This is a genomic window from Klenkia taihuensis, assembly GCF_900112525.1.
Lineage (GTDB): Bacteria > Actinomycetota > Actinomycetes > Mycobacteriales > Geodermatophilaceae > Klenkia > Klenkia taihuensis.
This window is the reverse complement of the sequence record NZ_FOMD01000006.1, coordinates 20829-46048: the sequence shown is the minus strand read 5'-3', so window position 1 is coordinate 46048 and position 25220 is coordinate 20829. Positions and strand designations below refer to the sequence as shown.

Sequence of the window (25220 nt, the reverse complement as noted above, 5' to 3'; positions counted from 1 at the left end):
CAGCGTGCCCGGGATCGGGACGGCGCGGGCGGGGCCTGTGGACAACCGTCGAGTGACAGCTCAGCGTCGCCCGCGGCCAGTGCAGACCGCGTTGAGCTGCCACTCGATGGGGGCTACTCGCCGCGCCAGACGGGGGCGCGCTTCTCGGCGAACGCGCGGGCGCCCTCCTGCGCGTCGGCGGAGCGGAAGACGGCGTCGGTGACGGTGACCTGGTGGTCCAGCAGCTCGCGGTCGGTCCAGCGGACGGCGCCGGCCACCAGCTGCTTGGTCGCCCGCAGCGCCAACGGCCCGTTCACCACGATCCGGCCGGCCAGCTCGCGGGCGCCGGCCAATGCGCCGCCGGGCTCGGTGAGGACGTTGACCAGGCCGAACCGGTGCGCCTCCTCGGCGCCCATCGGGTCACCGGTCAGCGCCAACTCCATGGCCCGCTGGTAGGGCAGCGTCTTGGGCAGCCGCAGCACGCCGCCGCCGGCCGCGACCAGCGAGCGCTTGACCTCGGGGATGCCGAACCTGGCCTCGCGCGAGGCCACCACCAGGTCGCAGGACAGCACCAGCTCGAACCCGCCGGCCAGCGCCCAGCCCTCGACCGCGGCGATCAGCGGCTTGGCCGGCGGTGCCTCGGTCAGCCCGGCGAACCCGCGGCCGGGCAGGGACGGGCGCTCGCCCCGGGAGAAGGCCCTGAGGTCCATCCCGGCGCAGAACACCCCGCCCGCCCCGGTGAGCACCATGACGGAGACGTCGTCCCGGGCGTCGAAGTCGTCGACGGCGGCAGCCAGCGCCTCCGTCGTCGCGAGGTCGACGGCGTTCTTCGCCTCGGGGCGGTTGAGGGTGATGGTGCCGACCCCGTCGGTCACCTCGGTCAGCACCGTGTCCGTCATGACGCCATGTCTGCCAGGTGCGACCCGGGCAGTCAACCCTGACCGTCAGGACGCCGGCGACAGCTCCCGCTCGATGTCGGCCAGGCTGCGGTTCTTGGTCTCCGGCACGGCCTTCACCACGTAGACCAGGGACAGCACGGTGATCACCGCGTACAGGCCGAAGGTGGCCGTCTCCCCGATCGCGGCGATGATCGACAGGTAGCTGACCGCGACGACGAAGTTGGCCACCCAGTTGGCCATCGTCGCCACCGAGGAGGCCCGGCCGCGCACCGCCAGCGGGAAGATCTCGCTGATCAGCAGCCAGACCACCGGGCCCAGGCTGACGGCGAAGGAGCCGACGTAGAAGGCCAGCACCACGGTGGTGGCGATCGCCCCCGCGCCGGCGATGTCGAACAGGAACGCGATCGCCAGGCCGGCCAGGCCCAGCACCATCCCGCTCATGCCCCAGATGAGCAGGGCCCGGCGACCGACCCGGTCGATGACCTTGATCGCCACGATCGTCATGACCACGTTGGTCAGGCCGACGACCAGCAGGGCCAGCAGCGCGGCCTGCGAGCCCAGGCCGGCGTTCTCCAGCACGGTCGGGGCGAAGTAGATGACGGTGTTCACACCGGTGATCTGCTGGACGATCGCCAGCGTCACGCCCAGCACCAGCGCCGGGCGCAGCTTCGGGGCGAGCAGGGAACGCTTCGCACCCTTCTCCTCCTCGGTGGCGGTGCCGCGGATGTCGTCGATCTCCTCGGTGATGGCGTCCTCGGAGTCGCGCAGCGTGCGCAGCACGTCGCGGGCCTCGTCGACCCGGCCCTGCCGGACCAGCCACGCCGGGCTCTCGGGCTCCCGGACCATGCCCAGGCCGAGGACGACGGCCGGCGCGAGCGCGAGGCCGACGCTGATCCGCCAGTCACCGCTGCCGGCGAGGAAGTAGGCGACGAGCTGGGAGACCAGGATGCCGATGGTCACCGACAGCTGGTTGAGGCTGACCAGGGCCCCGCGCCGCTCGGGCGGGGCGATCTCCCCGATGTAGACGGGGACGACGAAGGACGCCGACCCCACGCCGACGCCGATGAGGAACCGCGACAGCAGCAGCACCCAGAACGCCGGGGCGACGATGGACAGCAGCAGGCCGACCACGAAGACCAGCGAGGTGGCGATGATCGCCTTGCGGCGGCCCAGGGTGTCGGCGACCCGTCCGGCGACCAGGGCCCCGACGGCGGCGCCGACCAGCAGGATCGACACGACCGTGCCCTGCAGGAACGGGGTGTCAAGGGTGAAGTCGTCGCTGATGTTGGGCAGCACACCGCCGATGACGCCGGTGTCGTAGCCGAAGAGGATGCCGCCGACCGCGGTCAGCGCGGCGGCCTTGGTCACCGCGCGCCGGTGGGCGGCGGTGGCCTGGGTGGTGCTCGTCATGGTCGTTCCCGTCTCGTTGCAACTCTCAACCACCGTGCATCGTGCGCCTGGTCAGCGGGTTCGGCGACCGGAGGACCCCAGACGCACGACCGGCCCGGTCCCCCGCGAGGAGGACCGGGCCGGTCGGTCAGCGCGGGGTCAGCGCGCGGTGCGGCGGGCGAGCAGGGTGGTCAGACCGCCGACCACCAGGAAGGCGCCGGCGAGCAGGAGCAGGCTGCTGGCCTCGGTGCCGGTCTGCGCCAGCGCCGCCGGCTGGGCCGGGTGCGCACCGGCGGCCGGGCTGGTCGAGGCGACCGGGTGCGCCGGCGCCACGGGCAGCGGCTGCGGGACCACGCAGGTGCCGACCACGGCGTCGGTCACGCCGACCGAGGCGAAGACCTGGCCGTCGACGAGCAGCGCGAGGCCGGTGAAGCCGTCCAGCGGGACCGTGCCGGTGGCGCTGAGCAGCGGCAGCGTGCCGGCGAGGGTGCCGTCGACGGAGACGACGTCGGCGCTGGCGAGCTCGACCTGCTGGCCCGACGGGCTGGTCCCCACGACCGCGATGCCGTAGGTGCCACCGGCGGTCAGCCCGGAGGCCTCGACGGTGGCGAGCACGGCGTCGGGTGCGGCGCAGTCACGGGCGAGGGCGATGCCGCCCTCGGCGGTGCAGACGTCGGTCAGCGGCTGCACCGGGACCTCGTAGACGTAGACCGCGTCGCTGCCGGGCTGCTGGACCAGCACGCCGACGGTGTCCACGCCCTGGAGCGCGGCCGGGTTCGCGACGACGCCGATGCGCCCGCCGATGACCTCGGCCTGGACGGTCTCGGTGCGGTCGCCCACGGAGAGCTGGACGTCGACCAGGGTGCCCTCGGAGAGGTCGGTGCCGGAGACCACGATGGTGATCTCGCCGAGGCAGCCCTGCTGCGCGGTGGCGGCGCCCGGCGACTGCCCGGGGACGGTCGACGTGGTGGTCGTGGGCGCCGAGGTCGTCGTGGTGGGTGCCGACGTCGTGGTGGGTGCCGACGTCGTGGTCGTGGGCGCCGACGTCGTGGTCGTGGGTGCCGAGGTCGTCGTGGTGGGTGCCGACGTCGTCGTGGTGGGTGCCGAGGTGGTCGTGGGCGGGACCGTCACCTCGGTCGTCGGCGAGGACGACGTCGAGGTCGTGGTGGTGCTGCTCGAGGAGCTGGTCGTGGCCTCGACGCCCCCCGAGGGCTCGGCGACGGCGATGCCGGCCCCGCCCAGGAGCACACCGGCACCGACCATGGCGGCGACCACCGACCGGACTGCGAGATCCCGCACGGGACCACCTCTCGTCGGCCCCTCGCGGGGCGCGGATCAGGGCCGCGGCGGCCCACTGGTGACGGAACGTGTCAGCACAGCGGCGGCACAGCCACCCGAATCGGCGCCGTTCCGGTGCAGTCCGGCGCAGGCTTCACCCGGTCGGTCGCGAGTCGTGACCCTCCGTGGTGGACGGCTGACCGCCGTCCGGGGCCGGTGTCGACGCACGGTGTGACGTGGAGCACGCTGGCCGGGGTGAGCGACCTGTGGCCCACCGGCGTCCCCCGCAGCCTCGACTACCCGACCGCCCCCGTGGGCTCGCTGCTGCGCGCAGCGGTCCGCCGGTGGGGCGACCGAACGGCGTTCGTGCACCACGGCACCGAGCTGTCCTTCACCGAGCTGGGCCGGCGGGCGCACGCGGTGGCCGCCGGGCTGGCCGAGCGCGGGGTGGGCCCGGGCGACGTGGTCGCGGTGCACCTGCCCAACTGCTTGCAGTACCCGCCGGTCTACTACGGCGTCCTGCTCGCCGGCGCGACCTTCTCCCCCACCAACCCGCTGCTCACGCCGGCGGAGCTCGCCCACCAGCTGGCCGACTCGGGCGCCCGGGCGCTGATCACCTGGGATGCGTGCCTGCCGGCGGTGCGGGCCGCGCTCGGGGACACCGCGGTGCGCACCGTCGTCGTCACCGGTCCCGCCCAGATCGCCGACCCGACCGCACCGGTCGAGCTGCCCGAGGGCGGTGTCGACCTGGCCGACCTGCTGGCCGCCGACCCCTCCGACGCCCACCGCGACGCCGACCTCGACCCGGCGACCGCACTGGCCCACCTGGCCTACACCGGCGGGACCACCGGGGTGAGCAAGGGCGTGGAGCTGCCGCACCGGCAGGTGGTCACCAACGTGCTGCAGTCCGGCTGCTGGGCCTCGGGCTCGCTCCCCGCCCGGGACGCCGAGGGCGACGTCACCCTCGACCAGGTCGGCGACCCCGACGAGTACCCGACCCGGCTGGGCACCGGCTGCGCGATCAACCTGACGCCGTGGTTCCACGCCATGGGCGTGATCGGCTACCTCAACGGCCAGGTGCTCAGCGGAGCCACCGTGGTCATCCACGACCGGTTCGACCCGGTCGCCTACGTCCGGGACGCCGAGGCGTACCGGGTCACCTCGATCGGCGGCGCCCCGCCGGTGTTCGCCGCGCTGCTGCAGGTGCCCGGCATCGCCGACGCCGACCTGTCCAGCGTGCGGGGCCTGTCCAGCGGGGCCGCGCCGCTCGCCGTCCCCCTCATCGAGCGGCTGACCGCGCTGTTCCCCGGCGCCGTCATCGGCGAGGGCTACGGGCTGACCGAGGTGACCATGCAGGCCACCGGCAACCCCGTCGCCCGGTCCGCGGTGCGCAAGGCCGGCACGGTCGGCCTCCCGGTCCCCGACACCGAGATCAGCATCCGGGCGCTGGACACCGGCGAGGAGCTGCCGGCCGGCGAGCGCGGCGAGGTGTGCATCCGCGGCCCGCAGGTGATGCGCGGCTACGCCGGCCGGCCCGAGGCCACCGCGCAGTCGATCGACGCCGAGGGCTGGTTCCACTCCGGCGACGTCGGCGTGCTCGACGAGGACGGCTACCTGGCCGTCGTCGACCGCACCAAGGACATGCTGCTGCACAAGGGCTACAACGTCTTCCCGCGCGAGCTCGAGGAGATCCTGGTCGGCGTCCCCGGGGTGGCCGGCGTTGCGGTGGTGGGCCGGCCCGACCCGGTCGCCGGGGAGCTGCCGGTGGCCTACGTGGTGCGGCGGTCCGACGAGGCCGGGGCGGCGCTGACCGAGGAGTCGGTGATGGCCGCGGTCAACGACCGGGTGACGCCGTACAAGCGGGTGCGCGCCGTCGTCTTCACCGACGCCATCCCGGTCTCCCCGGCGGGCAAGGTGCTCAAGCGGGTGCTGGCCGACCGCGAGCGCGAGGCGGCGGGCTGACCCGGAAGGGGTGTCCGGCCGGTCCGCTGACCTGCGGCTGCGTACTGTCCCAGCCGTGATCCCCGCATGCTGAGCGACCACGGCGGTGTGCAGCTCGCGCACACCGAGCAGTCCCCGTTCCGGCAGGTCGGCAAGCGGGTCGTCATCGCCACGGTCGTGCTCGTGGCCACCGTGCTCATCGTCTACTTCGACCGCAGCGGCTACCGGGACAACAACGGTGGCGAGCTGTCGCTGCTGGACGCGACCTACTACGCCACGGTCAGCCTCTCGACCACCGGCTACGGCGACATCACCCCGGTGACGCCCAGTGCCCGGCTGGTCAACATCCTGCTCATCACGCCGCTGCGCGTGCTCTTCCTGCTCATCCTCATCGGGACCACGCTGGAGGCGCTCACCGCGCGCTCCCGCGAGGAGTTCCGGGTCCGTCGTTGGAGGTCCTCCGTGCGCCAGCACGTCGTCGTGTGCGGCTACGGCACCAAGGGCCGCAGCGCCATCCGCGCCCTCATCGCCGCCGGCACCGACAAGGAGCACATCGTCGTCGTCGACCCCAGCCCCGCGGCGATCGACGAGGCCAACTCCATCGGCCTGACCGGCATCGTCGGCGACGCCGGCCGCGCCGACGTGCTGCGCCGCACCTCCATCGAGAAGGCCCGCGCGGTGGTGGTGGCCGCCAACCGCGACGACACCGCCGTCCTCATCACCCTCACCGTTCGACAGCTCTCGCCGACGGTGCCGATCACCGCGTCGGTGCGCGAGGAGGAGAACGCGAGCCTGCTGCGCCAGTCCGGCGCCGACTCGGTCATCACCTCCTCCTCCACCTCCGGGCGGCTGCTCGGCCTGGCCACCGACGCCCCGCGCGTGGTCGCCGCGGTCGAGGACCTGCTGACCGCCGGGCACGGCCTGGACCTGGCCCAGCGCACGGTGACCAGCGCCGAGGTCGGCATGGGGGCCCGGCAGCTGCGCGACGTGGTGCTGTCGGTGACCCGGGGCGGGCGCACCCTGCGCTTCGACGACCCCGCGATCGGCACCCTGCAGAGCGAGGACGTGCTGGTCGTCGTCCGCTCCAACAGCTGACCTCAGCGCAGCCGGTCGGCCAGCAGCTGCACCAGGTGCCGGGCGGGCAGCCCGGCCAGGTCGCGCACCTGGGTGCGGCAGGAGAACCCGTCGGCCAGCAGCGCCCGGTCGGGGTGCTCGGCGGCCCGCGCGAGGACGCCGTCGCGCGCGATCGCGACGGACACGTCGTGGTGCCCGCGCTCCATCCCGAAGCTGCCGGCGAGCCCGCAGCAGCCGGTCGACTCCACGACGTCGTGCCCCATCCGGTCCAGCAGCGCCCGGTCGGCGTCGAAGCCGAGCACCGCGTGGTGGTGGCAGTGCGGCTGCACCAGCAGCCGCTCCCCCGCCCCGGCCGGCGGGGTCCAGTCCAGCTCGGTGAGCAGCTCGGCGACGGTGCGGACGGCGGCGGCCACCGCCGCGGCCCGCGGGTCGTCCGGCAGGAGCTCCACCAGGTCCGAGCGCAGCGTCGCGGTGCAGCTGGGCTCCAGGCCGACCACCACCCGCCCGGCCTGCACGTGCGGCTCCAGGACGGCGAGGGTGCGCCGCATCCGGGTGCGGGCGGCGGTGAGCTGGCCAGTGGTGACCAGGGTCAGCCCGCAGCAGGCGCCGGGCTCGGCGACCACGACGTCGCAGCCGGCCGCCTCCAGCACCGCGACCGCGTCGCGGGCGACCGCGGGCTCGAGGCCGTCGGAGAAGGAGTCCACCCACAGCAGCACCGGCGTGCCGGTGCCGGTGGGCCGGCGGTGCGTGCGGGCGGTGCGGGTCCACCGGAAGGGCCGCAGCGGCAGGTCGGGCAGCGACCGGCGGGGGTCGGCGCCCATCGCCCGCAGCGCCGACCGGCGCAGCGGCCCCACCCGGGCGGCGGCGCGCAGCGGGGCGGCGAACGGGGCGGCCAGCCGCAGCCACCGCGGCAGCCGGCCGAAGGTGTAGTGCGTGCGCGGGCGGACCCGGCCGGCGTAGGTGCGGTGCAGGGTCTCGGCCTTGTAGGTGGCCATGTCGGTGCCGGTCGGGCAGTCGGCGGCGCACGCCTTGCAGCTCAGGCAGAGGTCCAGCGCCTCGTGCACCTCGGGTGCCGCCCAGCCGCCGTCGACCCCGCCGGCCAGCATCTCCTGCAGCGCGCGGGCCCGGCCGCGGGTCGAGTCCTGCTCCTCCCGGGTGGCCAGGTACGAGGGGCACATGAAGGCGCCCTGCCCGCGCAGGTCGGCCCGGCAGGCACCGACGCCGGTGCACCGGTGCAGCGCCGCGGTGACGTCGCCGCCGTCCGCGGCGAAGGCGAACCCGTCGGCGGCCACGACCGGCAGGGCGTGCGGGCGGCGCAGGTCGGCGTCCAGCGGCGCGGGCCGGACGACGACGCCGGGGTTCATCCGGTCGTCCGGGTCCAGCAGGCCCTTGAACCGGGCCATCGCGGTCAGCGCGTCGGCGGAGTACATGGTGCGCAGCAGCTCGGAGCGGGCCCGGCCGTCGCCGTGCTCGCCGGACAGCGACCCGCCGTGCGAGGTGGCCAGGTCGGCCGCCCGCTCCAGGAACCGCCGCATCGGGGCGCCGCCGGTGTGCAGCGGGAAGTCGATGCGCACGTGCACGCAGCCGTCGCCGAAGTGGCCGTAGGCCAGCCCGGTGACGTCCTCGTCGGCCATCAGCGCCTCGAGGCCGCGCAGGTAGTCGCCCAGCCGCTCCGGCGGCACCGCCGAGTCCTCCCACCCGGGCCAGGCCTGGGTGCCGGCGGGCGTGCGCCCGGCCAGGCCCGCCCCGTCGGCCCGGATCTGCCACAGCCGGGTGGCCGCGGGGCCGGCGGGCAGCACCCGGACGTCGCGGGCGGCGGAGGCGGCGGCGAACCGGTGCGCGGCCTCGACCGCCTCCTCCCCGGTCTCCCCGCCGAGCTCGGCCATCAGCCAACCGCCGCCGTCGGGCAGGTCGGGCACGCTGCCGTGCGCCCGGCGGACGACGTCCACCAGCCGGGCGTCCAGGCCCTCCAGCGCCAGCGGCGCCAGCGGCAGCAGCGCCGGGACGTCGTCGGCGGCCGCGGCCATGTCGGGGTAGGCCAGCACCGCCAGCGCGGGGGCCGGCGCACGCGGCACCAGCCGGACGACGGCCTCCAGCAGCACCCCGCAGGTGCCCTCGGTGCCCACCAGCGCGGCGGCCAGCGACGAGCCGTTCTCCGGCAGCAGGTGCTCCAGCGAGTAGCCCGAGATCTGCCGGGCGAAGCGGCCGAACTCCGTGCGGACGACGCCGAGGTGGTCGCGGACGAACCCGGCCAGCCCGGGGACGGCGTCCAGCGCACCGGGGCCCGACCCGGCGGTGAGCACCCGGCCGTCGCCGGTGAGCCAGGTCAGCTCGACGACGTTGTCGGCGGTGCGGCCGTAGGACAGCCCGTGCGGGCCGCAGGCGTTGTTGCCGATCAGCCCGCCGAGGGTGGCGCGCGAGGCGGTGGAGGGGTCGGGGCCGAAGCGCAGGCCGTGCGGCGCGGCGGCGGCCTGCAGGTCGGTCAGCACGACGCCGGGCTGCACGGTGGCGGTGCGGGCCTCCGGGTCGACGGCGAGCACCCGGTCCAGGTGGCGGGAGAGGTCGAGGACCAGGCCGGGGCCGATGGCGTTGCCGGCGCAGGAGGTGCCGCCGCCGCGCGGGGTGACCGGGACGCCGTGCGCGGCGGCCAGCGCGACGGCGTCGACGACGTCGGCCCGGGTGCGGGGCTGCACGACCGCACGTGGCGGCACCCGGTAGTTGGACGCGTCGGTGGAGAAGACAGCGCGGGCCAGGCCGTCGGTGCGGGCGAGGTCGCCGAACCGGGCCCGCAGGTCGTCCTCGAAGCCCGGCACGCCCCCGATCATCCCCCGGCGAGCACCCACAGCCGGGTCGGCTCCGAGCGGCCGCGCAGCACGACCTCCTCGCCGGCCACCCAGTGCTCCCGCTCGCCCGCGGTGGCGGCCTGCACGGCGGCGTCGCTGGCCACCGCTCGGCCGGTGTGGTCCTTGGCCAGCTCGGTGAGGCGGGCCGCGGTGTTCACCGCGTCGCCGATGACGGTGTACTCCGAGCGGCTGTCCGCCCCGATCTGGCCGGCGACGACGTCGCCCCAGGCCACCCCGACGCCGACGTCGACCTCGCCGGCCTCGGCGACCGCGGTGCAGATCGCCCGGGCCGCCCGCAGCGCGGCACCGGCGGCGTCGGGCAGCGGCTGGGGCGCGCCGAACACGCACAGCGCGGCGTCGCCCTCGAACTTGTTGACCAGCCCGCCCTCGGCGGAGGTGGCGTCCACGACCACGGCGAAGAACCGGTTGAGCAGGCCGACCATCTCCTGCGGGCCCAGCCGCTCGGCCAGCCCGGTGGAGCCGGCGACGTCGACGAACAGCGCGGCCACGGTGCGGGTCTCCCCGCCCAGCTCGACGCCGTCGGACAGCGCGCGGGCGGCGACGTCGGCGCCGACGTGCCGGCCGAACAGGTCGCGCAGCCGCTCCCGCTCGGCCAGGCCGCTGGCCATGGTGTTCACCCCGTTCTGCAGCAGCCCGATCTCCCCGGCGTCGTCGACGACGACCCGGACGTCGGTCTCGCCCTCGCCGATCCGCTGCACCGCCCGGCGCAGCTCGCGCAGCGGCGAGCCCACGCCGCGGGCGACCAGCAGGGTGGCGAGCAGGCCGACGACGAGCGCGACGCCGGGCAGGAACAGCGCGGTGAACCGGCCCGGCGTGCCCTGCCCGGTGGGGTCGAGGACCAGCAGGATCAGGCCGAGCATCGGCACGCCGCTGGTCAGGCCCCAGGTCAGCAGCAGGCGCCGGCGGACGCTGAGGGTGCGCGGCTGGTCGGGGGGCTGGGCGGCCAGCGCGCGGGCGGTGACGTGCCGGGCGGCGCGGGCGACCAGCAGGTAGGTGACGCCGGCGGTGACCACGCCGCCGAGGACGACGGAGATGCCGATCCGCAGCCCCACCAGTGCCTGGGGGTAGACCGCCGCCGACACCACGCCCAGCCCGACCGCGGCCACCGCCCACACCCAGGCCACCAGCCGGGCGACGTCGCCGGGCAGCCGCAGCGCGAGCAGCACCTCCTCGGGCGTCGGGGTGCGGCCGGTCCACAGCCAGCGGTTGGTGCGGCGGTGCTTGTGCAGGCCGAGGACGACGCCGACCGGGATGGCCAGCAGCAGGTAGCCCGCGCCGACGATGCCGGTGACCAGCCGGCCGGTCGGGGACTCCACGTCGCTGCCGCCGTTGACGCCCAGCAGCAGCACGGTCACCACGCCCGCGCCGACGACGTTGGCCGCCACCACCAGCAGCGCGATGCCGGGGGCGACGACGCGGTCGGCGGGCACCACCCGGCGGATGCCCGGGACGACGACGCGCAGCAGGGCCGGGGGCAGGGCGCGCGCGCTCCGCAGCACGGTGGTGATCACGCAGCCCTCACAGCACGGGTCAACGAGCGACCGGGCCCGGGGACACTGCGCACCGGCCCACGGTGCCCGGCGCGGGCCCGGCGCACCAGCCGACCCGCCCCGCCCGGGTGGCTCCCGGCGCGCGCGATCGGCCGGTGTGGACGACGCTGGCACCGGTGACCGACGGGAACCGGAACTCGACCGAACGCGACAGCGGCACCGCGCTGAAGCGGGCCGTCAGTGGCAAGCTGCTCTTCGTCTTCGTGCTCGGCGACGTCCTGGGGGCCGGCATCTACGCGCTCATCGGCGAGGTCGCCGGCGAGGTGGGCGGCGCGGTCTGGGTGCCGCTGCTGGTCGCGCTGGGCCTGGCGATGCTCACCGCGGCGTCCTACGCCGAGCTGGTGACCAAGTACCCGAGGGCCGGCGGCGCGGCGGTGTTCGCCGAGCGTGCCTTCGGCGTCCCCGTGCTGTCGTTCCTGGTCGGGTTCTGCATGCTCGCCGCCGGGGTGACCAGCGCGGCCGGGCTCGCGCTGGCGTTCAGCGGCGACTACCTGACGGCGTTCCTCGACGTCCCCGCCGTCCCGGCCGCGGTGGTCTTCCTGGTGCTCGTCGGGCTGCTCAACGCCCGCGGCATCCAGGAGTCGATGCGGGCCAACCTGGTGATGACCTGCGTCGAGGTGTCCGGGCTGGTGCTGGTCGTCGTCCTCGGCGCGGTGGTGCTGGGCCGGGGGGACGGCGACCCGGGCCGGGTCGTGGAGTTCCCCGACGGGGTGTCCGCCGGCAGCGCGGTGCTCGCCGCGGCGGTGCTGGCCTACTACTCCTTCGTCGGGTTCGAGACCTCGGCGAACATGGCCGAGGAGGTCCGCGACGTGCGGCGGGTCTACCCGCGGGCGCTGTTCGGCGCACTGCTGGCCGCCGGCGCGGTCTACGTGCTGGTCGGCCTGGCCGCCTCGGTGGTGCTGGCCCCCGACGAGCTCGCGGCGTCGTCCGGGCCGCTGCTGGCGGTGGTCCAGGCCAGCGGGGTCGGCATCCCCGACCAGGTGTTCTCCGCGATCGCGCTGGTGGCCGTCGCCAACGGTGCCCTGCTGACGATGATCATGGCCAGCCGGCTGGTCTACGGCCTGGCCGAGGAGCGCCTGCTGCCGTCCGCGCTGGGCCGGGTGCTGCCGGTCCGGCGCACCCCGTGGGTGGCGATCGTGGCCACCACGCTGGTGGCGATCGGGCTGACCCTGACCGGGGACCTGGCCACGCTGGCGACCACCGTCGTCCTGCTGCTGCTGTTCGTGTTCCTGTCCACCAACGTGTCGGTGCTGGTGCTGCGCCGCGACCGGGTCGACCACGACCACTTCCGCGCCCCGGTCGTGCTGCCGGTGCTGGCGATCGCCTCCTGCGTGCTGCTGCTGTGGCAGCAGGAGGCCGGCACCTGGCTGCGCGCGGCGATCATGCTCGCCGTCGGCGTCGTGCTGTACCTGCTGGCCCGCGTGACGCGCACCTCTACCGCGGAGCGGCCCGGGCGGTGAGGATGGGTCATGGCGATACAGCACCCCACGCCGGTCGACATCGCGCTGATGGCCGGGCGGGCCGGCTACGTGCTCAAGGCCAACGACCGCGGCCGCTTCACCGTCGCCTCGCCGACGCTCTACCCGCACATGTGGAGCTGGGACGCCGGGTTCGTCGCGCTGGGCATCGCCACCGTCTCGGTGCCGCGGGCGCTGGACGAGCTGCGCACGCTGCTCACCGGGCAGTGGGCGACGGGGATGATCCCGCACATCCTGTTCCACTCCCCCAGCGACTACTTCCCCGACCCGGACCGCTGGCGCACCCAGGTCGCGGCCGCGCGGCCCGCCGGGGTGCTGACCAGCGGGATCACCCAGCCGCCGATCCACGTCATCGCGCTGTCGCGGATCCTGCACGACGCCCGCCGCCGGGGCGGGGGCGACCAGGAGCTGTGCGAGCGGTTCGTGCTCGACACCTTCCCGCAGTGGCTGGCCTGGCACCGCTACCTGGCCACCGCGCGCGACCCGCACGCGCACGGCCTGGTGGAGATCCACCACGGCTGGGAGTCCGGCATGGACGACTCCCCGCGCTGGGACGCCCCCTACTCCCGGGTGGTGCCCGGCCCGGTGCCGCCGTTCGTGCGCCGGGACCTCGCGCACGTGTCCGACCCCTCCCAGCGGCCCAGCGACGCCGAGTACGCCCGCTACCTGTGGCTGGTCGAGCAGAAGGTGCGGGCCCGCTACGACGACGCCGCCTACCGGGCGACCGGCGACTTCGTGGTCGGCGACGTGCTGGTCTCGGCGCTGCTGGCCGCGGCCTCGGACCTGCTGGCCGACATGGGCGCCGAGCTCGGCGCCGACCCGGCCGGCATCGAGGAGTCCCGGGCCATCGCCCGCCGGTTCCGCACCGGCGTGCTGCGCACGGTCGACCCGGCCACCGACCTGGCCCGCGACCTGGACCTGCGGACGGGTGACTTCCTGGCGGTCGACTCCGCGGCCGGCTTCGCACCGTTGGTGTGCGGCGGCGACGACGCGCTGCTGCGCCGCCAGCGCGACCTGCTGCTGGGCCCCCGCTGGTGCGGCCACTCGCGGCTGCGCTGGCCCGTCGTCCCCTCGGTCTCCCCGGCCTCGCCGGCGTTCCGGGAGCGCACCTACTGGCGCGGGCCGCAGTGGCCGGTGCTCAACTGGCTGATGGCGTGGGCGCTGAACCGGTCCGGCGAGCAGGAGGCGGCCAACGCGCTGCGGCTGGCCGGGCTGGCGCAGCTGGTCGACTGCGACTTCGCCGAGTACTACGAGCCGCTGACCGGCGAGCAGCTCGGGTCGCGGGACCAGTCGTGGACGGCGGCGATCGCGCTGGACTTCCTGGCCGCCCGCCGCCCCGGCCGGCGCAAGCGCGTCCGCCTGCTGACGTCGGAGCTCCCCGCCGTCACCCCGGCCGGCCCCAGCCCGATGTGAGTCGAGGCGGTATCCCGGCGGCCGGACACCGCTGGATGTCACATCGAGCGGGCGAGGTGCTCCTCGATCGCGTCGGTCAGCGGGCCCAGGACCGCCGGCGGGAGCGCGTGGCCCATGCCGGGCACCGTGACCACCCGGGCGTTCCCCAGCGCGCCGGCCAGCAGCTGGGCGTTCGGCGGCGGGTAGGCGGGGTCGGCCGGCGCCTCGACCACCAGTACGGGCACCCGGACCGCGGCCAGCTCCGCACCCCGGGCCAGGCCGCCCTGGTCGGCGACGGCGTGCGGGGTCGCCGGCAGCAACCCGCCGGAGTGCGCGGCCACCCGCTGCTCGAGCGCCACCCACTCGGCGGGGTCGACGTCCAGCTGGTCGCCGTTCAGCCGGGCCCAGTGCTCCGCCCGCCAGGCCAGCTCCGCCTCGTCGTCGCGCGGTTCGGCCATGGTCGCCCAGAAGGCCAGCAGGTCGTCGGCCGGCGGCGGCGCGGGCTCACCGGCGGCACCGCCCAGCGGCCCGGTGCAGAACAGCGTCGCGCTGTGCAGCCGGTCGGGGTGGTCGAGCAGCAGCAGCTGGGTCAGCAGCCCGCCCATCGACATGCCGACGACGTGCGCGCGGTCGACGCCGAGCCCGTCGAGCACGCCGACCGCGTCGGTGGCCAGGTCGCGCAGGGCGTACGTCGTGCCCCGCGTCGAGCGGCCGGTGTCGCGGTGGTCGTAGCGCACCACCCGGTACGACGCCGCCAGCCGGTCGACCAGCTCGTCGGGCCACACCAGCCCGGACGACGCCGCCCCCATCACCAGCAGGACGGCGGGCGCACCCGGGTCCCCCCGTTCCTCGACCCACAGCTGGACCCCGTCGGCGACCTGCACCATGCGTTCCACGGGGCCCGACCGTGCCAGACGGCCGGGCCCCCGCGCGACCGGGTTACGGCACCTCGCTGGCCAGCAGCTCCCCCAGGTTGGCGTCGACGGCGTCCAGGTAGGTCTGCTCGAAGCCGAACAGGCCGAAGTGGCCGGCGATGCTCGGCAGCACCCGCACCTGCGCGCCCGGGACCAGCTCGGCCTCCCGGCGGCAGTCGCGCGGCGGGAAGAACATGTCCTCGTCGATGGGCATGACGAAGGTCCGCGCGGTGACCCGCCCGAGCGCCGCAGCCAGGTCGCCGCCGGTGTGCCGGGCGACGTCGCCGCGCTGCCACTTCCAGCCCATGGTCAGCAGCGCGTTGGGGTCCATCGCGCCGAACACCGCGCGGGTGAACCGCTCCTGGAACTCGGTGAAGGTGTCCCAGCTGGTGTCGGGCAGCTCGATGCCCCTCCAGAAGCCCGAGCGCCAAAACTCCGTCGACAGGCCCATGATCGCCCAGATGTCGGCGTGCCGGGCCAGCCCGGCGGCGACCTCGGTGTGGCTGGTGTACTCCCCGCCGTTCCACCCGGGGTCGGAGGTGATGGCGTCCATCAGCGTCTGGGTGAAGAGGAAGTCGTGCGGGGTGTTCTGCGCGGTGCCGGCGATCGGGGCGGCCCGCTGCACGGCGTCGGGGTAGCGCACCGCCCACTCGTAGACCTGCTGCGCGCCCATCGACCCGCCGACGACCAGCGCCCACCGGTCGATGCCGAACAGCTCCTGCGCCAGCTGCCGCTGCGCCCGGACGTCGTCCCCGATCCTGACCTTCGGGAACCGCGACATCGCGATGGCGGGGTCGTCGGTGGTGTGCGGTGACGTCGAGAGCCCGTTGCCGATCTGGTTCACCACGACGATGAAGTACTTCGCCGGGTCCAGCGCCCGCCCCTCCCCGATGTAGACCTGCCACCAGGTGGCGTGGGTGCCGCTGAACCAGGTCGGGACCAGGATCGCGTTGTCCTTGGCCTCGTTCAGCTCGCCGTAGGTGGCGTACGCGAGCTGGAGGTCGGGGATGGTGCCGCCCTCCTCCAGGTCGAAGGACCCCAGGGAGTGCAGCTGGTAGGGGCCCTGCACCTCGGGTGCGTAGAACGGGTTCTCGATCACGGGCAGCTCCTCGTCGAGCCGGGTGGGATGGGGCCACCCTGACGCACGACCGGGCCCCCGTCACCCCCGCATCGGGCAGGATCGTCGGCATGCCACGCCCGCTGCCGACGCTGCCCACCACCGTCGTCGGGAGCCTGCCCCAGCCCGACTGGCTGATCGACCGCGACCGGCTGGGCCACCAGTTCCCGCCGCGGGTGCGCGCCGCCGAGCTGTGGCGGATCCCCGCCGAGCGGCTGGCCGAGGCGCAGGACGACGCCACCCTGGTCACCGTCCGCGCCCAGGAGGAGGCCGGCCTGGACATCGTCGGGGACGGCGAGGTGCGGCGGGAGTCCTACTCCAACCACTTCGCCACCGCGCTCGAGGGCATCGACCTGGACCACCCGGGGACGGTGCGCAACCGCTCCGGCCTGGACATCCCGGTCCCCCGCGTGGTCGGCCCGATCACCCGGCCGCGGCCGGTGCAGGCCGACGACGTCCGGTTCCTGCGGGCGCACACCAACCGCGCCGTCAAGATCACCGTGCCGGGGCCGTTCACCATGGCGCAGCAGGCCCAGGACGACCACTACGGCGACGACCGCGAGCTGGCGCTGGCCTACGCCGACGTCGTCCGGGCCGAGATCGCCGACCTGTTCGCCGCCGGGGCCGACGTCGTCCAGCTGGACGAGCCGTGGCTGCAGGCCCGGCCCGAGGTGGCCCGCCGGTACGGCGTCGAGGCGCTGAACCGGGCCCTGGAGGGCGCCGCGGGCACCACGCACGTGCACCTGTGCTTCGGCTACGCCGCGATGGTGGCGCAGCGCCCCGACGGCTACTCCTTCCTGCCCGAGCTCGCCGACGTGGCCTGCGACGCGGTGTCGGTGGAGACCGCGCAGTCCCACATGGACCCGGCGACGCTGGAGCCGCTGCGCGGGAAGGGCATCGCCCTGGGCGTGCTGGACCTCTCGACGCCCGAGGTCGAGACGCCGGTGCAGGTGGCCGACCGGGTGCGCCGGGCGCTGGGCCACGTGGACGTCGCGAAGCTGGTGCTCTCCAGCGACTGCGGGCTGAAGTACCTGCCGCGGGAGTCCGCTGCGGGCAAGATGCGCGCCCTGGCGATGGCCGCCGAGCTGGTGCGCGGGGAGCTCTAGGCGGCCTGGGCCAGCGCGACGTCCAGCGAGCGGACGGCGCCGTCGGGGTCGACCCGGGCGAGGGCGAAGGCGGCGACCACCAACGAGGTGCAGGTGTCGGCGAGCTCGGCGGGGTCGCGGTCGGGGAACCGGGCCCGCACGCCGCGCTCGAACGCCGTCCGCAGCTCGCCCCGGTAGCCGGCCACGACGGCGCGCACCGCGGCGTCCCCGCCGATCGGCGCGGTCGCGGTGTTGACCAGCAGGCACCCCTGCCCGGCTCCGCCCGGGTCGACGGCGGCGATCGCCGCGCGCAGGCCGGACAGGTACTCGACCAGGGCGTCGGGGGCGACGTCGGGACCGGTGAGGACAGCGAGGCGCGGGCGCACCACCTCGTCGAGGTAGCTCTGCACGGCGGCGTCGAACAGGCCTCGCTTGCTGCCGAAGGCGTGGTAGATGCTCGACCGGTTCAGCCCGGTCGCGCGCTCGAGGTCGGGGACCGCCGCCCCCTCGAACCCCTGGGCCCAGAACACCCCGCGCGCCGCGCGGACGGCGTCGGCGGTGACGTAGGCCTGCGGTCGCGGCATCGTTCCTCCTCGTTCTGGACCAGCCGTTGCAAATCTACGCCGGGTGGCGTTACGGTGCAACGGTCAGTTCACAACCGGGAGGTCGGGATGGTCGTCGCAGGGTTGGTGCTGGCGGGCGTGGCCGCAGCGATCCACCTGTACATCTTCGTGCTCGAGGCCCTCGCCTGGACCGGCGCGAAGGCCCGGGCCACCTTCGGCACCACCCCCGAGCAGGCCCGCGAGACCCGCTCGATGGCGTTCAACCAGGGCTTCTACAACCTGTTCCTGGCCGTCGAGATCGCCGCCGGCGTCGTCGTCGTCCTGGCCGCCGGTGCCACCGCCGTCGGTGCCACGCTGGTGTTCGTCGGCGCCGGCTCGATGGTCGCCGCGGGCCTGGTCCTGCTGCTGTCCGACCGGTCCAGGACCCGCCCGGCCCTCATCCAGCTCACCCCTCCCCTGCTCGGCATCGCGCTCCTCGCGGCCGGGCTCGCCCTCTAGCAAGGAGATCAACATGGTCGACAGCACCCAGATCCAGCTCGCCCGCCGTCCGCAGGGCTGGCCGACGCACGAGGACTTCGCCACCGTCACCGTCGCCTACGGCGACCTCGCCCCCGGCCAGGTCCGGGTGCGCAACGAGTTCCTCTCCGTCGACCCCTACATGCGCGGCCGGATGAACGACGTGAAGAGCTACATCCCGCCCTTCGCCCTCGGCGAGACGATGACCGGCGGCGCCGTCGGCCGGGTCGAGGAGTCCACCTCCGACGCCCACCCGGTCGGCTCGCTCGTGCTGCACAACTTCGGCTGGCGCGACGTCGTCCAGGAGGACGCCCGCGGCTTCCGCGTCGTGCAGGAGGTCCCCGGCGCCCCCCACTCCCTGCACCTCGGCGTCCTCGGCCTCACCGGCATGACCGCCTACGTCGGCCTGACCGCGATCGCGCAGCTGCAGGAGGGCGACACCGTCTTCGTGTCCGGCGCGGCCGGTGCGGTGGGTTCCGCGGTCGGGCAGATCGCGAAGCTGCTCGGCGCCGGGCGGGTCGTCGGCTCGGCCGGGTCGCCCGAGAAGGTCGCCCTGCTGACCGGGAAGTACGGCTACGACGCCGGCTTCGACTACAAGGCGGGCCCCGTGCTCGACCAGCTGCGCGAGGCCGCCCCGGACGGCATCGACGTCTACTTCGACAACGTCGGGGGCGACCACCTCGAGGCCGCGCTCGCGGTCCTCAACGACGGCGGCCGGGCCGCGATGTGCGGTGCGATCAGCGGCTACAACGCCGAGCAGGCGCCCCCCGGGCCGCGCAACATGATGAACGTCGTCAAGGCCGGGCTGACGCTCAAGGGCTTCACGCTGGGCAACTACGGCCACCTCGCACCGGAGTTCCGCGAGCACATGACCGGCTGGTTCGCCGACGGCCGCATCGCCTGGGACGAGACCGTGGTGGAGGGCATCGACCACGCCGTCGACGCCTTCCTCGGCCTGATGCGCGGCGAGAACACCGGCAAGATGGTGGTGAAGGTCTAGCCCCGGTCCTCCGGCAGCTCGGCGAAGGCCCGCTGCGCCCCCCGGTACCAGTCCATGGACTTCTTGGGGTGGCGCCAGCGGGCCTTCATCGCGTCCCGGGCCTCCTGGTGGGTCGCGTCGCCGGCCGCCTCGCGCTCCTTCAGGTGCTGGTCCTGGGCGTTGATGACGGCGTTCGCGTCCTCGCCGCGGTGCGGGTGGTCGCAGGGCCCGCCCAGCTGGGCGCAGGTCATGGTCTTCATCGGTGCTCCTCGGTCGTGGTGGTGTCCTGCTCCTCTGACGACGGCGGGGCCGCCGGTGTGACCGACCGGCGCCGCACGGCGGCCAGCACGTCCACGGCGGCCCGGAACACGATGCCGGTGACCCGGCCCTGCGCCACGGTGAAGTCGAAGACGACCTTCGCCTCGCCGCGGTGGTACCAGGCGTAGCCGGGCCGGCCGTCGACCAGCACGGGCAGCGCGGCGTGCGCGCTGCCGTCGAAGAACGCGGCGACGGCGTCGCGGCCCTCGATCCGCTCCGGGGTGCCGGCCTGCAGCGCGGCGGCGTCGGCGGTGACCCCGGCCCCGGGCGCCAGCAGCTCCAGCAGCCGGGCCAGGTCTCCCCCGCGGGCGGCGGCCATGAACGCGTCGACCACCTCCCAGGCGGCCAGCCGGTCCCCGGGCACGGGCTGGGCGATGCGCGCCCGGGCCCGCGAGGCGAGCTTGCGGGCCGCGGCCGGGGTGGTGTCCAGGACCGCGGCGACGGTGTCGAAGGCGAACCCGAAGCTGTCGTGCAGCACGAAGGCCACCCGCTCCCGCGGCGGCAGCCGGTCGAGCACCACCTGCAGCGCGACGCCGACGGTGTCGGCCAGGACGACGTCCTCGGCCGGGTCGGGTGCGGTGCCCGGCAGCTCGACGTCCTCGACCGGCACCGGCGTGCGGGCCCGGAGCCGGTCCAGGCACAGCCGGGTGGTCACCGTGGTCAGCCAGGCCGGCAGGTCGTCGATGCCGGTCGCGGTGCGGTCCAGCCGCAGCCACGCCTGCTGGACGACGTCCTCGGCCTCGCCCCGGTCGCCCAGCACGCGGGCGGCCAGCGCCGTCAGCCGTGGACGCTCCGCCTCGAACTCCTCGATCATGCGCACACCCTCCTGACGACCCGGCCCGATCGGATGTGACCGTCTCGGAATCGTCGCCCGGATGCGGTAGACACCACGCCGTGGATCACCCGGCCGACAGCCATGACCTCATCCGCGTCCTCGGCGCCCGCGAGAACAACCTCAAGGACGTCGACGTCGAGATCCCCAAGCGGCGCCTCACGGTGTTCACCGGCGTCTCGGGCTCGGGCAAGAGCTCCCTGGTGTTCGCCACCATCGCCGCGGAGTCCCAGCGGCTGATCAACGAGACCTACCCGGCGTTCCTGCAGGGCTTCATGCCCTCCCAGGCCCGCCCCGACGTCGACGTCCTCGACGGCCTGACCACCGCGATCATCGTCGACCAGGAGCGGATGGGCGCCAACCCGCGCTCCACCCTGGGCACCGCCACCGACGTCAACGCGCTGCTGCGCATCCTGTTCTCCAAGATCGGCACCCCGCACGTGGGATCCGCGCAGGCCTTCTCCTTCAACACCGCCACCGTCAGCGGCAAGGGCGGGCTGACCGTGGAGAAGGGCGACCCCGAGGCGGGGACCAAGGTCGAGCGCAAGGAGTTCCGCGTGCAGGGCGGCATGTGCGCCCGCTGCGAGGGCCGCGGCTCGGTCACCGACTTCGACCGCAGCGCGCTCTACGACGACACCAAGTCGATCAACGAGGGCGCGCTGACCATCCCCGGCTGGTCGATGGACGGCTGGCAGGGCCGCATCCTGCGCGGGTGCGGGCTCTTCGACTGCGACACCCCGATCCGCGACCTGCCCGAGCGCGAGCTGCGCGCGCTGCTGTACCAGGACGCCACCAAGATCAAGGTCGAGGGCATCAACCTGACCTTCCTGGGGATCATCCCGCAGATCCAGAAGTCGTTCCTCTCCAAGGACGTCGACGCGATGCAGCCGCACATCCGCGCCTTCGTCGAGCGGGCAGTCACCTTCACCACCTGCCCCGACTGCGACGGCACCCGGCTCAACGAGACCGCCCGCAGCTCGCGGATCAACGGGAAGAACATCGCCGAGCTGTGCCAGATGCAGATCAGCGACCTGGCGTCGTGGGTCCGCCGGCTCGAGGAGCCCTCCGTCGCTCCCCTGCTGGCCGGGCTGCGCGACACCCTCGACGCGTTCACCGACATCGGGCTGGGCTACCTGTCGCTGGACCGCCCGGCCGGCACGCTGTCCGGCGGCGAGGCCCAGCGCACCAAGCTCATCCGCCACCTGGGGTCCTCCCTCACCGACGTCACCTACGTCTTCGACGAGCCCACCATCGGCCTGCACCCGCACGACATCGGCAAGATGAACACCCTGCTGCTGCAGCTGCGGGACAAGGGCAACACGGTGCTGGTCGTCGAGCACAAGCCCGAGACGATCGCGATCGCCGACCACGTCGTCGACATCGGGCCGCGCGCGGGCACCGCCGGCGGCGAGGTGGTCTACGAGGGGTCGCTGGAGGGGCTGCGGGCCAGCGGCACCCTCACCGGCGCGCACCTGGACGACCGCGCCCGGCTCAAGGACGCCGTCCGCACCCCGACCGGGGTGCTGGAGGTGCGCGGGGCCGCCACGCACAACCTGCAGGACGTGGACGTCGACGTCCCGCTCGGCGTGCTGGTCGTCGTCACCGGGGTGGCCGGTTCGGGCAAGAGCTCGCTGGTGCACGGGTCGATCAGCGGCCGCGAGGGCGTGGTCAGCATCGACCAGAGCGCCATCAAGGGGTCGCGGCGCAGCAACCCGGCCACCTACACCGGCCTGCTGGAGCCGGTGCGCAAGGCGTTCGCCAAGGCCAACGGGGTCAAGCCGGCCCTGTTCAGCGCCAACTCCGAGGGCGCCTGCCCCTCCTGCAACGGCGCCGGCGTGATCATCACCGAGATCCCCACGATGGGCACCGTCTCGACCCCGTGCGAGGAGTGCGAGGGCAAGCGGTTCCAGGCCGCGGTGCTGGAGTACCGCCTGGGCGGCAAGAACATCGCCGAGGTGCTCGCGCTGCCGGTCAGCGAGGCGCTCGAGTACTTCGGCGACGGCGAGGCGAAGACCCCGGCCGCGCAGAAGATCCTGGCGCGGATGGTCGACGTCGGGCTGGGCTACCTGACCCTCGGCCAGCCGCTGAACACGCTGTCCGGCGGCGAGCGGCAACGGCTCAAGCTGGCCAGCCAGATGGGCGAGGGCGGCACGGTCTACGTGCTCGACGAGCCCACCACCGGGCTGCACCTGGCCGACGTCGACCAGCTGCTCGGCCTGCTCGACCGCCTCGTCGACTCGGGGAAGTCGGTGGTCGTCATCGAGCACCACCAGGCGGTGATGGCGCACGCCGACGCGATCATCGACATCGGCCCGGGCGCCGGCCACGACGGCGGCCGGGTGGTCTTCCAGGGCACCCCGGCGCAGCTGGTCGCCGACCGTTCCACCCTCACCGGCCAGCACCTCGCCGAGTACGTCGGCGCCTGACCGAGGGCGGACGCAGCAGAGCCCGGGCGGTCCGAGGACCGTCCGGGCTCTGCTCTGCCAGGGGTGGTGCAGTGATGTGGAGGTGGCGGGAATCGAACCCGCGTCCTTCGACGCGCGACCAGGGCTTCTCCGAGCGCAGTCCGCTGTGTCCCTGCTCGACCTTCCCGATCCCACGAACAGGTCGGGACGACAGGCCCAGTCGCTGTGGGGTGTCCCGTGCCGGTCCGCGACCGACCAGCACGGTGAGTCATCTAGCTGATGCCAGGATCCGGGCCGATGACAGAACCCGGGCTGACAGACTCACTCCGGCTGCTTACGCAGCGAGAGCGAAGTCGCGCTGACTGGAGTCGGCGCTTGTGTGTTTTCCAACGCGTGGTTAACGAGCTCATCGTTGGCTTCCTCGGCTCGCTTCCCCTGGTGACCCGACCGAAGTCGAGACCAATCACCCCCTGTGCAGTTGTGCTGGTCGATCCTACGCCTAGATCCAGTCGCGGCGCTTGAAGATCACGTACAGGGTCAGGCTCGTCGCCAGCATCAGGCCGAGCGCGAAGGGGTAGCCGAAGACCCAGGTCAGCTCCGGCATGTGGTCGAAGTTCATCCCGTACACCCCGCCGATCAGGGACGGGGCGAAGAGGATGGCCGCCCACGCGGAGATCTTCTTGACCTCCTCCCCCTGCGCGATGGAGGCCTCCGACAGCGTCTTCATCTCCTCGTTCTGCCGCTGCGCCACCAGCGTGGCGTTGACGGTGAGGATGTCGCGCAGCTGCGAGCGGAAGCCGTCGACCCGCTCGTTGATGCCGGTGACGTGGTCGGCGACGTCGCGCAGGTAGGCCCGCAGCTCCTCGTCGACGCCGTACTTCTCGAACCCGGCCGCGATGGCCGCGCAGATCCCCGACAGCGGCGCGGTGGCCCGCTGCACGTCGAGGACCTCCTGCGACAGCTCGTAGATCCGCCGCGACACCCGCGGGTCCCCGCGGAACACCTCGAGCTCGATCTCGTCGATGTCCTTGTCCAGCCCGGCCAGCACCGGCAGGTACCCGTCGACGACGGCGTCCAGGATCGCGTAGAGCACCGACTCGCTGCCCTTGGCCAGCAGCTCCGGGTCGCTCTCGAGCCGGCGGCGCACCCGGGCGAGGTCCGGGGACTCCGCGTGCCGGATGGTGATGACGAAGTCCCGCCCGAGGAACAGGTGCAGCTCCCCGAACTCGACCTCCTCGCGCGCGTCGAGGTACCGGGCGGCCTTGAGGACGACGAACAGCGTCTCCCCGTACCGCTCGAACTTCGGCCGCTGGTGGGCGTGGATGGCGTCCTCGACCGCGAGCTCGGGCAGGTCGAACAGCTCGGCGAGCTCACCGACCTGCCGCGGCTCGGGCCGGTAGAGGCCCAGCCAGGCCAGCCGGCTGTCGGTGAACCCGTCGGCCAGCTGCAGCAGCGTGCGGCTCTCGGCCGGGGACTCGGCGGTGGCCACCCGCTTGCCGTTGCTGTAGACGGCGTTGTCGATGACCTTCGGCGCGCGGCCGGGCAGCTCGAGCCGGGTCGCCGGCTCGGGGGCGAGCCCGTTCGGCCGGGGCCTGCGGGCGAGGGTGGTCAGCGCGGTGAGCGGGGCGGTGAGCTGGGGACGGCGGCGGTCGGCCACGGCGGGCTCCCTGGGGGTCGAGCGGTTCGGGGCACCGGAGGAGGTCCCGCTCGCACCACGCGCAGGTGGTCAGGCGGCGGGGACCTCGGGACTACTCGGGGGTTCGCTGCGCACCGCGGCACCTCCTGGTCGACGGGCCCGCCGTCCGGGCCGTCGTCCATGGTGACACGCCCGGACGCGCCGATCACGTGCAGCAGCGGTCGGTGCGGTGAACACCACCCGCCCGGAGCAGTCCACCGGGCCACGGTGGACCGCTCGGACCGGCCCGCGGCCGGTCCACCCTGGACGCCGTGACCCACCCGCCCGTGCTCTCCCCGCTCCAGCAGCTGCGCACCGGCCGGTTGCCCCGGCGCCTGGTGCAGCTGTACGCCGGCCTGGTGCTCTACGGCTTCTCCATGGCCCTGGTGCTGCGCGCCGACCTCGGCCTGGACCCGTGGGACGTGCTGCACCAGGGCCTGGCCGAGCAGCTGGGCTGGTCCTTCGGCACGGTGACCATCGTGGTCGGCGCGCTGGTGCTGCTGCTGTGGATCCCGCTGCGGCAGTGGCCCGGGCTGGGCACGGTGAGCAACGTCGTCGTCATCGGCCTCGCGGTGGACGCGGGCCTGGCGGTGCTGCCCCCGGTGGACCCCCTGCCGCTGCGGATCGGCCTGCTCGTCGCCGGCGTCGTGCTCAACGGCCTGGCCGGGGCGACCTACCTGGCCAGCGCGTTCGGCGCCGGCCCGCGCGACGGCCTGATGACCGGCCTGGTGGCCCGCACCGGGCGCAGCGTCCGGCTGGTGCGCACCTGCCTGGAGCTGACAGTCCTGGCCGTCGGCCTGCTGCTGGGCGGCACGGTCGGGGTCGGCACGGTGCTCTACGCGGTGGCCATCGGCCCGCTGGTGCAGCTGTTCCTGCCGCTGGTCGCCGTCCGCCTCCCCGCCCGGGAGGGGGATCCGGAACCCGCCGGGCTCAAGGCGGGCTGACCGCGGGCCGACCAGGAGGGGGACCGCC

The 25220-nt window shown here is 74.4% G+C and carries 20 protein-coding genes and 1 other RNA gene; 9 read left to right on the top strand and 12 right to left on the bottom strand.

Annotation, left to right across the window (positions count from 1 at the left end):
• Positions 1 to 113 precede the first annotated feature (113 nt).
• The 3 genes from BM158_RS20055 to BM158_RS22145 all read right to left on the bottom strand — a co-directional run bounded on the left by BM158_RS20055 (position 114) and on the right by BM158_RS22145 (position 3566).
• Positions 114 to 878, bottom strand: coding sequence for a crotonase/enoyl-CoA hydratase family protein (locus BM158_RS20055; protein ID WP_091563838.1), 765 nt, complete (start codon positions 876 to 878; stop codon positions 114 to 116).
• 45 nt (positions 879 to 923) lie between these two features.
• Entirely contained in the window at positions 924 to 2321 is a 1398-nt protein-coding gene (locus BM158_RS20050) for a sugar porter family MFS transporter (RefSeq protein ID WP_268247951.1), read from the bottom strand.
• A 105-nt stretch (positions 2322 to 2426) separates the two neighbouring features.
• Positions 2427 to 3566, bottom strand: coding sequence for an LPXTG cell wall anchor domain-containing protein (locus tag BM158_RS22145; protein WP_131802092.1), 1140 nt, complete (start codon positions 3564 to 3566; stop codon positions 2427 to 2429).
• Positions 3567 to 3800: 234 nt separating this feature from the next.
• On the opposite strand from BM158_RS22145, the gene BM158_RS20040 reads away from it, so the two are divergent.
• Both BM158_RS20040 and BM158_RS20035 read left to right on the top strand, forming a co-directional pair.
• Positions 3801 to 5507: a class I adenylate-forming enzyme family protein gene (locus tag BM158_RS20040; RefSeq protein WP_229827871.1), complete on the top strand. Its 1707-nt coding sequence runs from the start codon at positions 3801 to 3803 to the stop codon at positions 5505 to 5507.
• Positions 5508 to 5573: 66 nt separating this feature from the next.
• Positions 5574 to 6581 (top strand): potassium channel family protein, encoded by a 1008-nt coding sequence (locus BM158_RS20035; RefSeq protein ID WP_091563833.1) that lies wholly within the window; start codon positions 5574 to 5576, stop codon positions 6579 to 6581.
• Between the two features lie 2 nt (positions 6582 to 6583).
• Here BM158_RS20035 and BM158_RS20030 read toward each other — a convergent pair whose 3' ends face one another.
• Together BM158_RS20030 and BM158_RS20025 are read right to left on the bottom strand one after the other, a co-directional pair.
• Positions 6584 to 9373: an FAD-binding and (Fe-S)-binding domain-containing protein gene (locus BM158_RS20030; RefSeq protein ID WP_229827872.1), complete on the bottom strand. Its 2790-nt coding sequence runs from the start codon at positions 9371 to 9373 to the stop codon at positions 6584 to 6586.
• An 8-nt stretch (positions 9374 to 9381) separates the two neighbouring features.
• The gene (locus BM158_RS20025; RefSeq protein ID WP_207506831.1) at positions 9382 to 10935 is read right to left on the bottom strand and encodes an adenylate/guanylate cyclase domain-containing protein; all 1554 of its coding nucleotides are present in this window, start codon (positions 10933 to 10935) and stop codon (positions 9382 to 9384) included.
• A 155-nt stretch (positions 10936 to 11090) separates the two neighbouring features.
• Between BM158_RS20025 and BM158_RS20020 the strand changes: the two genes are divergently transcribed.
• Positions 11091 to 12434 (top strand): APC family permease, encoded by a 1344-nt coding sequence (locus tag BM158_RS20020; RefSeq protein WP_207506829.1) that lies wholly within the window; start codon positions 11091 to 11093, stop codon positions 12432 to 12434.
• A 9-nt stretch (positions 12435 to 12443) separates the two neighbouring features.
• A complete protein-coding gene (gene ggh / locus BM158_RS20015) occupies positions 12444 to 13865 on the top strand; it encodes a glucosylglycerate hydrolase (RefSeq protein WP_109504873.1) in 1422 nt (473 codons plus the stop codon).
• Between the two features lie 38 nt (positions 13866 to 13903).
• Here the strand turns inward: ggh and BM158_RS20010 are convergent, their stop codons facing one another.
• Together BM158_RS20010 and BM158_RS20005 are read right to left on the bottom strand one after the other, a co-directional pair.
• Positions 13904 to 14731 carry an alpha/beta fold hydrolase gene (locus BM158_RS20010; RefSeq protein ID WP_191328769.1) on the bottom strand — a complete coding sequence of 276 codons (828 nt, stop codon included), beginning with the start codon at positions 14729 to 14731 and terminating at the stop codon, positions 13904 to 13906.
• Positions 14732 to 14783: 52 nt separating this feature from the next.
• Positions 14784 to 15857, bottom strand: a complete 1074-nt coding sequence (locus BM158_RS20005; RefSeq protein ID WP_165629039.1) for an alpha/beta fold hydrolase — start codon at positions 15855 to 15857, stop codon at positions 14784 to 14786.
• Between the two features lie 89 nt (positions 15858 to 15946).
• Between BM158_RS20005 and BM158_RS20000 the strand changes: the two genes are divergently transcribed.
• On the top strand, positions 15947 to 16981 hold the full coding sequence (locus tag BM158_RS20000; protein WP_091563821.1) for a 5-methyltetrahydropteroyltriglutamate--homocysteine methyltransferase: 1035 nt from the start codon (positions 15947 to 15949) through the stop codon (positions 16979 to 16981).
• Here the strand turns inward: BM158_RS20000 and BM158_RS19995 are convergent.
• Positions 16978 to 17544, bottom strand: coding sequence for a TetR/AcrR family transcriptional regulator (locus tag BM158_RS19995; RefSeq protein ID WP_091563819.1), 567 nt, complete (start codon positions 17542 to 17544; stop codon positions 16978 to 16980). The genes BM158_RS20000 and BM158_RS19995 overlap by 4 nt on opposite strands.
• Positions 17545 to 17661: 117 nt before the next feature.
• Here BM158_RS19995 and BM158_RS19990 point away from each other — a divergent pair, with 117 nt between their 5' ends.
• Complete coding sequence (locus BM158_RS19990; protein ID WP_207506827.1) at positions 17662 to 18021, top strand: DUF1304 domain-containing protein; 360 nt, start codon at positions 17662 to 17664, stop codon at positions 18019 to 18021.
• Positions 18022 to 18034: 13 nt separating this feature from the next.
• Entirely contained in the window at positions 18035 to 19039 is a 1005-nt protein-coding gene (locus BM158_RS19985) for an NADP-dependent oxidoreductase (RefSeq protein ID WP_091563815.1), read from the top strand.
• Here the strand turns inward: BM158_RS19985 and BM158_RS19980 are convergent.
• Both BM158_RS19980 and BM158_RS19975 read right to left on the bottom strand, forming a co-directional pair.
• Positions 19036 to 19278 carry a hypothetical protein gene (locus tag BM158_RS19980; protein WP_091563813.1) on the bottom strand — a complete coding sequence of 81 codons (243 nt, stop codon included), beginning with the start codon at positions 19276 to 19278 and terminating at the stop codon, positions 19036 to 19038. The two genes, BM158_RS19985 and BM158_RS19980, sit on opposite strands and share 4 nt — an antisense overlap.
• Positions 19275 to 20150, bottom strand: coding sequence for a sigma-70 family RNA polymerase sigma factor (locus BM158_RS19975; RefSeq protein ID WP_091564063.1), 876 nt, complete (start codon positions 20148 to 20150; stop codon positions 19275 to 19277). The genes BM158_RS19980 and BM158_RS19975 overlap by 4 nt, the downstream gene beginning before the upstream one ends.
• A gap of 80 nt (positions 20151 to 20230) precedes the next feature.
• Between BM158_RS19975 and BM158_RS19970 the strand changes: the two genes are divergently transcribed.
• Positions 20231 to 22594: an ATP-binding cassette domain-containing protein gene (locus BM158_RS19970; protein ID WP_207506826.1), complete on the top strand. Its 2364-nt coding sequence runs from the start codon at positions 20231 to 20233 to the stop codon at positions 22592 to 22594.
• A gap of 74 nt (positions 22595 to 22668) precedes the next feature.
• Here the strand turns inward: BM158_RS19970 and ssrA are convergent.
• Positions 22669 to 23044: a transfer-messenger RNA gene (gene ssrA, locus BM158_RS19965) on the bottom strand.
• Between the two features lie 28 nt (positions 23045 to 23072).
• Positions 23073 to 24230 (bottom strand): magnesium and cobalt transport protein CorA, encoded by a 1158-nt coding sequence (locus tag BM158_RS19960; RefSeq protein WP_109504872.1) that lies wholly within the window; start codon positions 24228 to 24230, stop codon positions 23073 to 23075.
• A 290-nt stretch (positions 24231 to 24520) separates the two neighbouring features.
• Between BM158_RS19960 and yczE the strand changes: the two genes are divergently transcribed.
• A complete protein-coding gene (gene yczE, locus BM158_RS19955) occupies positions 24521 to 25192 on the top strand; it encodes a membrane protein YczE (RefSeq protein ID WP_191328757.1) in 672 nt (223 codons plus the stop codon).
• Positions 25193 to 25220 lie beyond the last annotated feature (28 nt).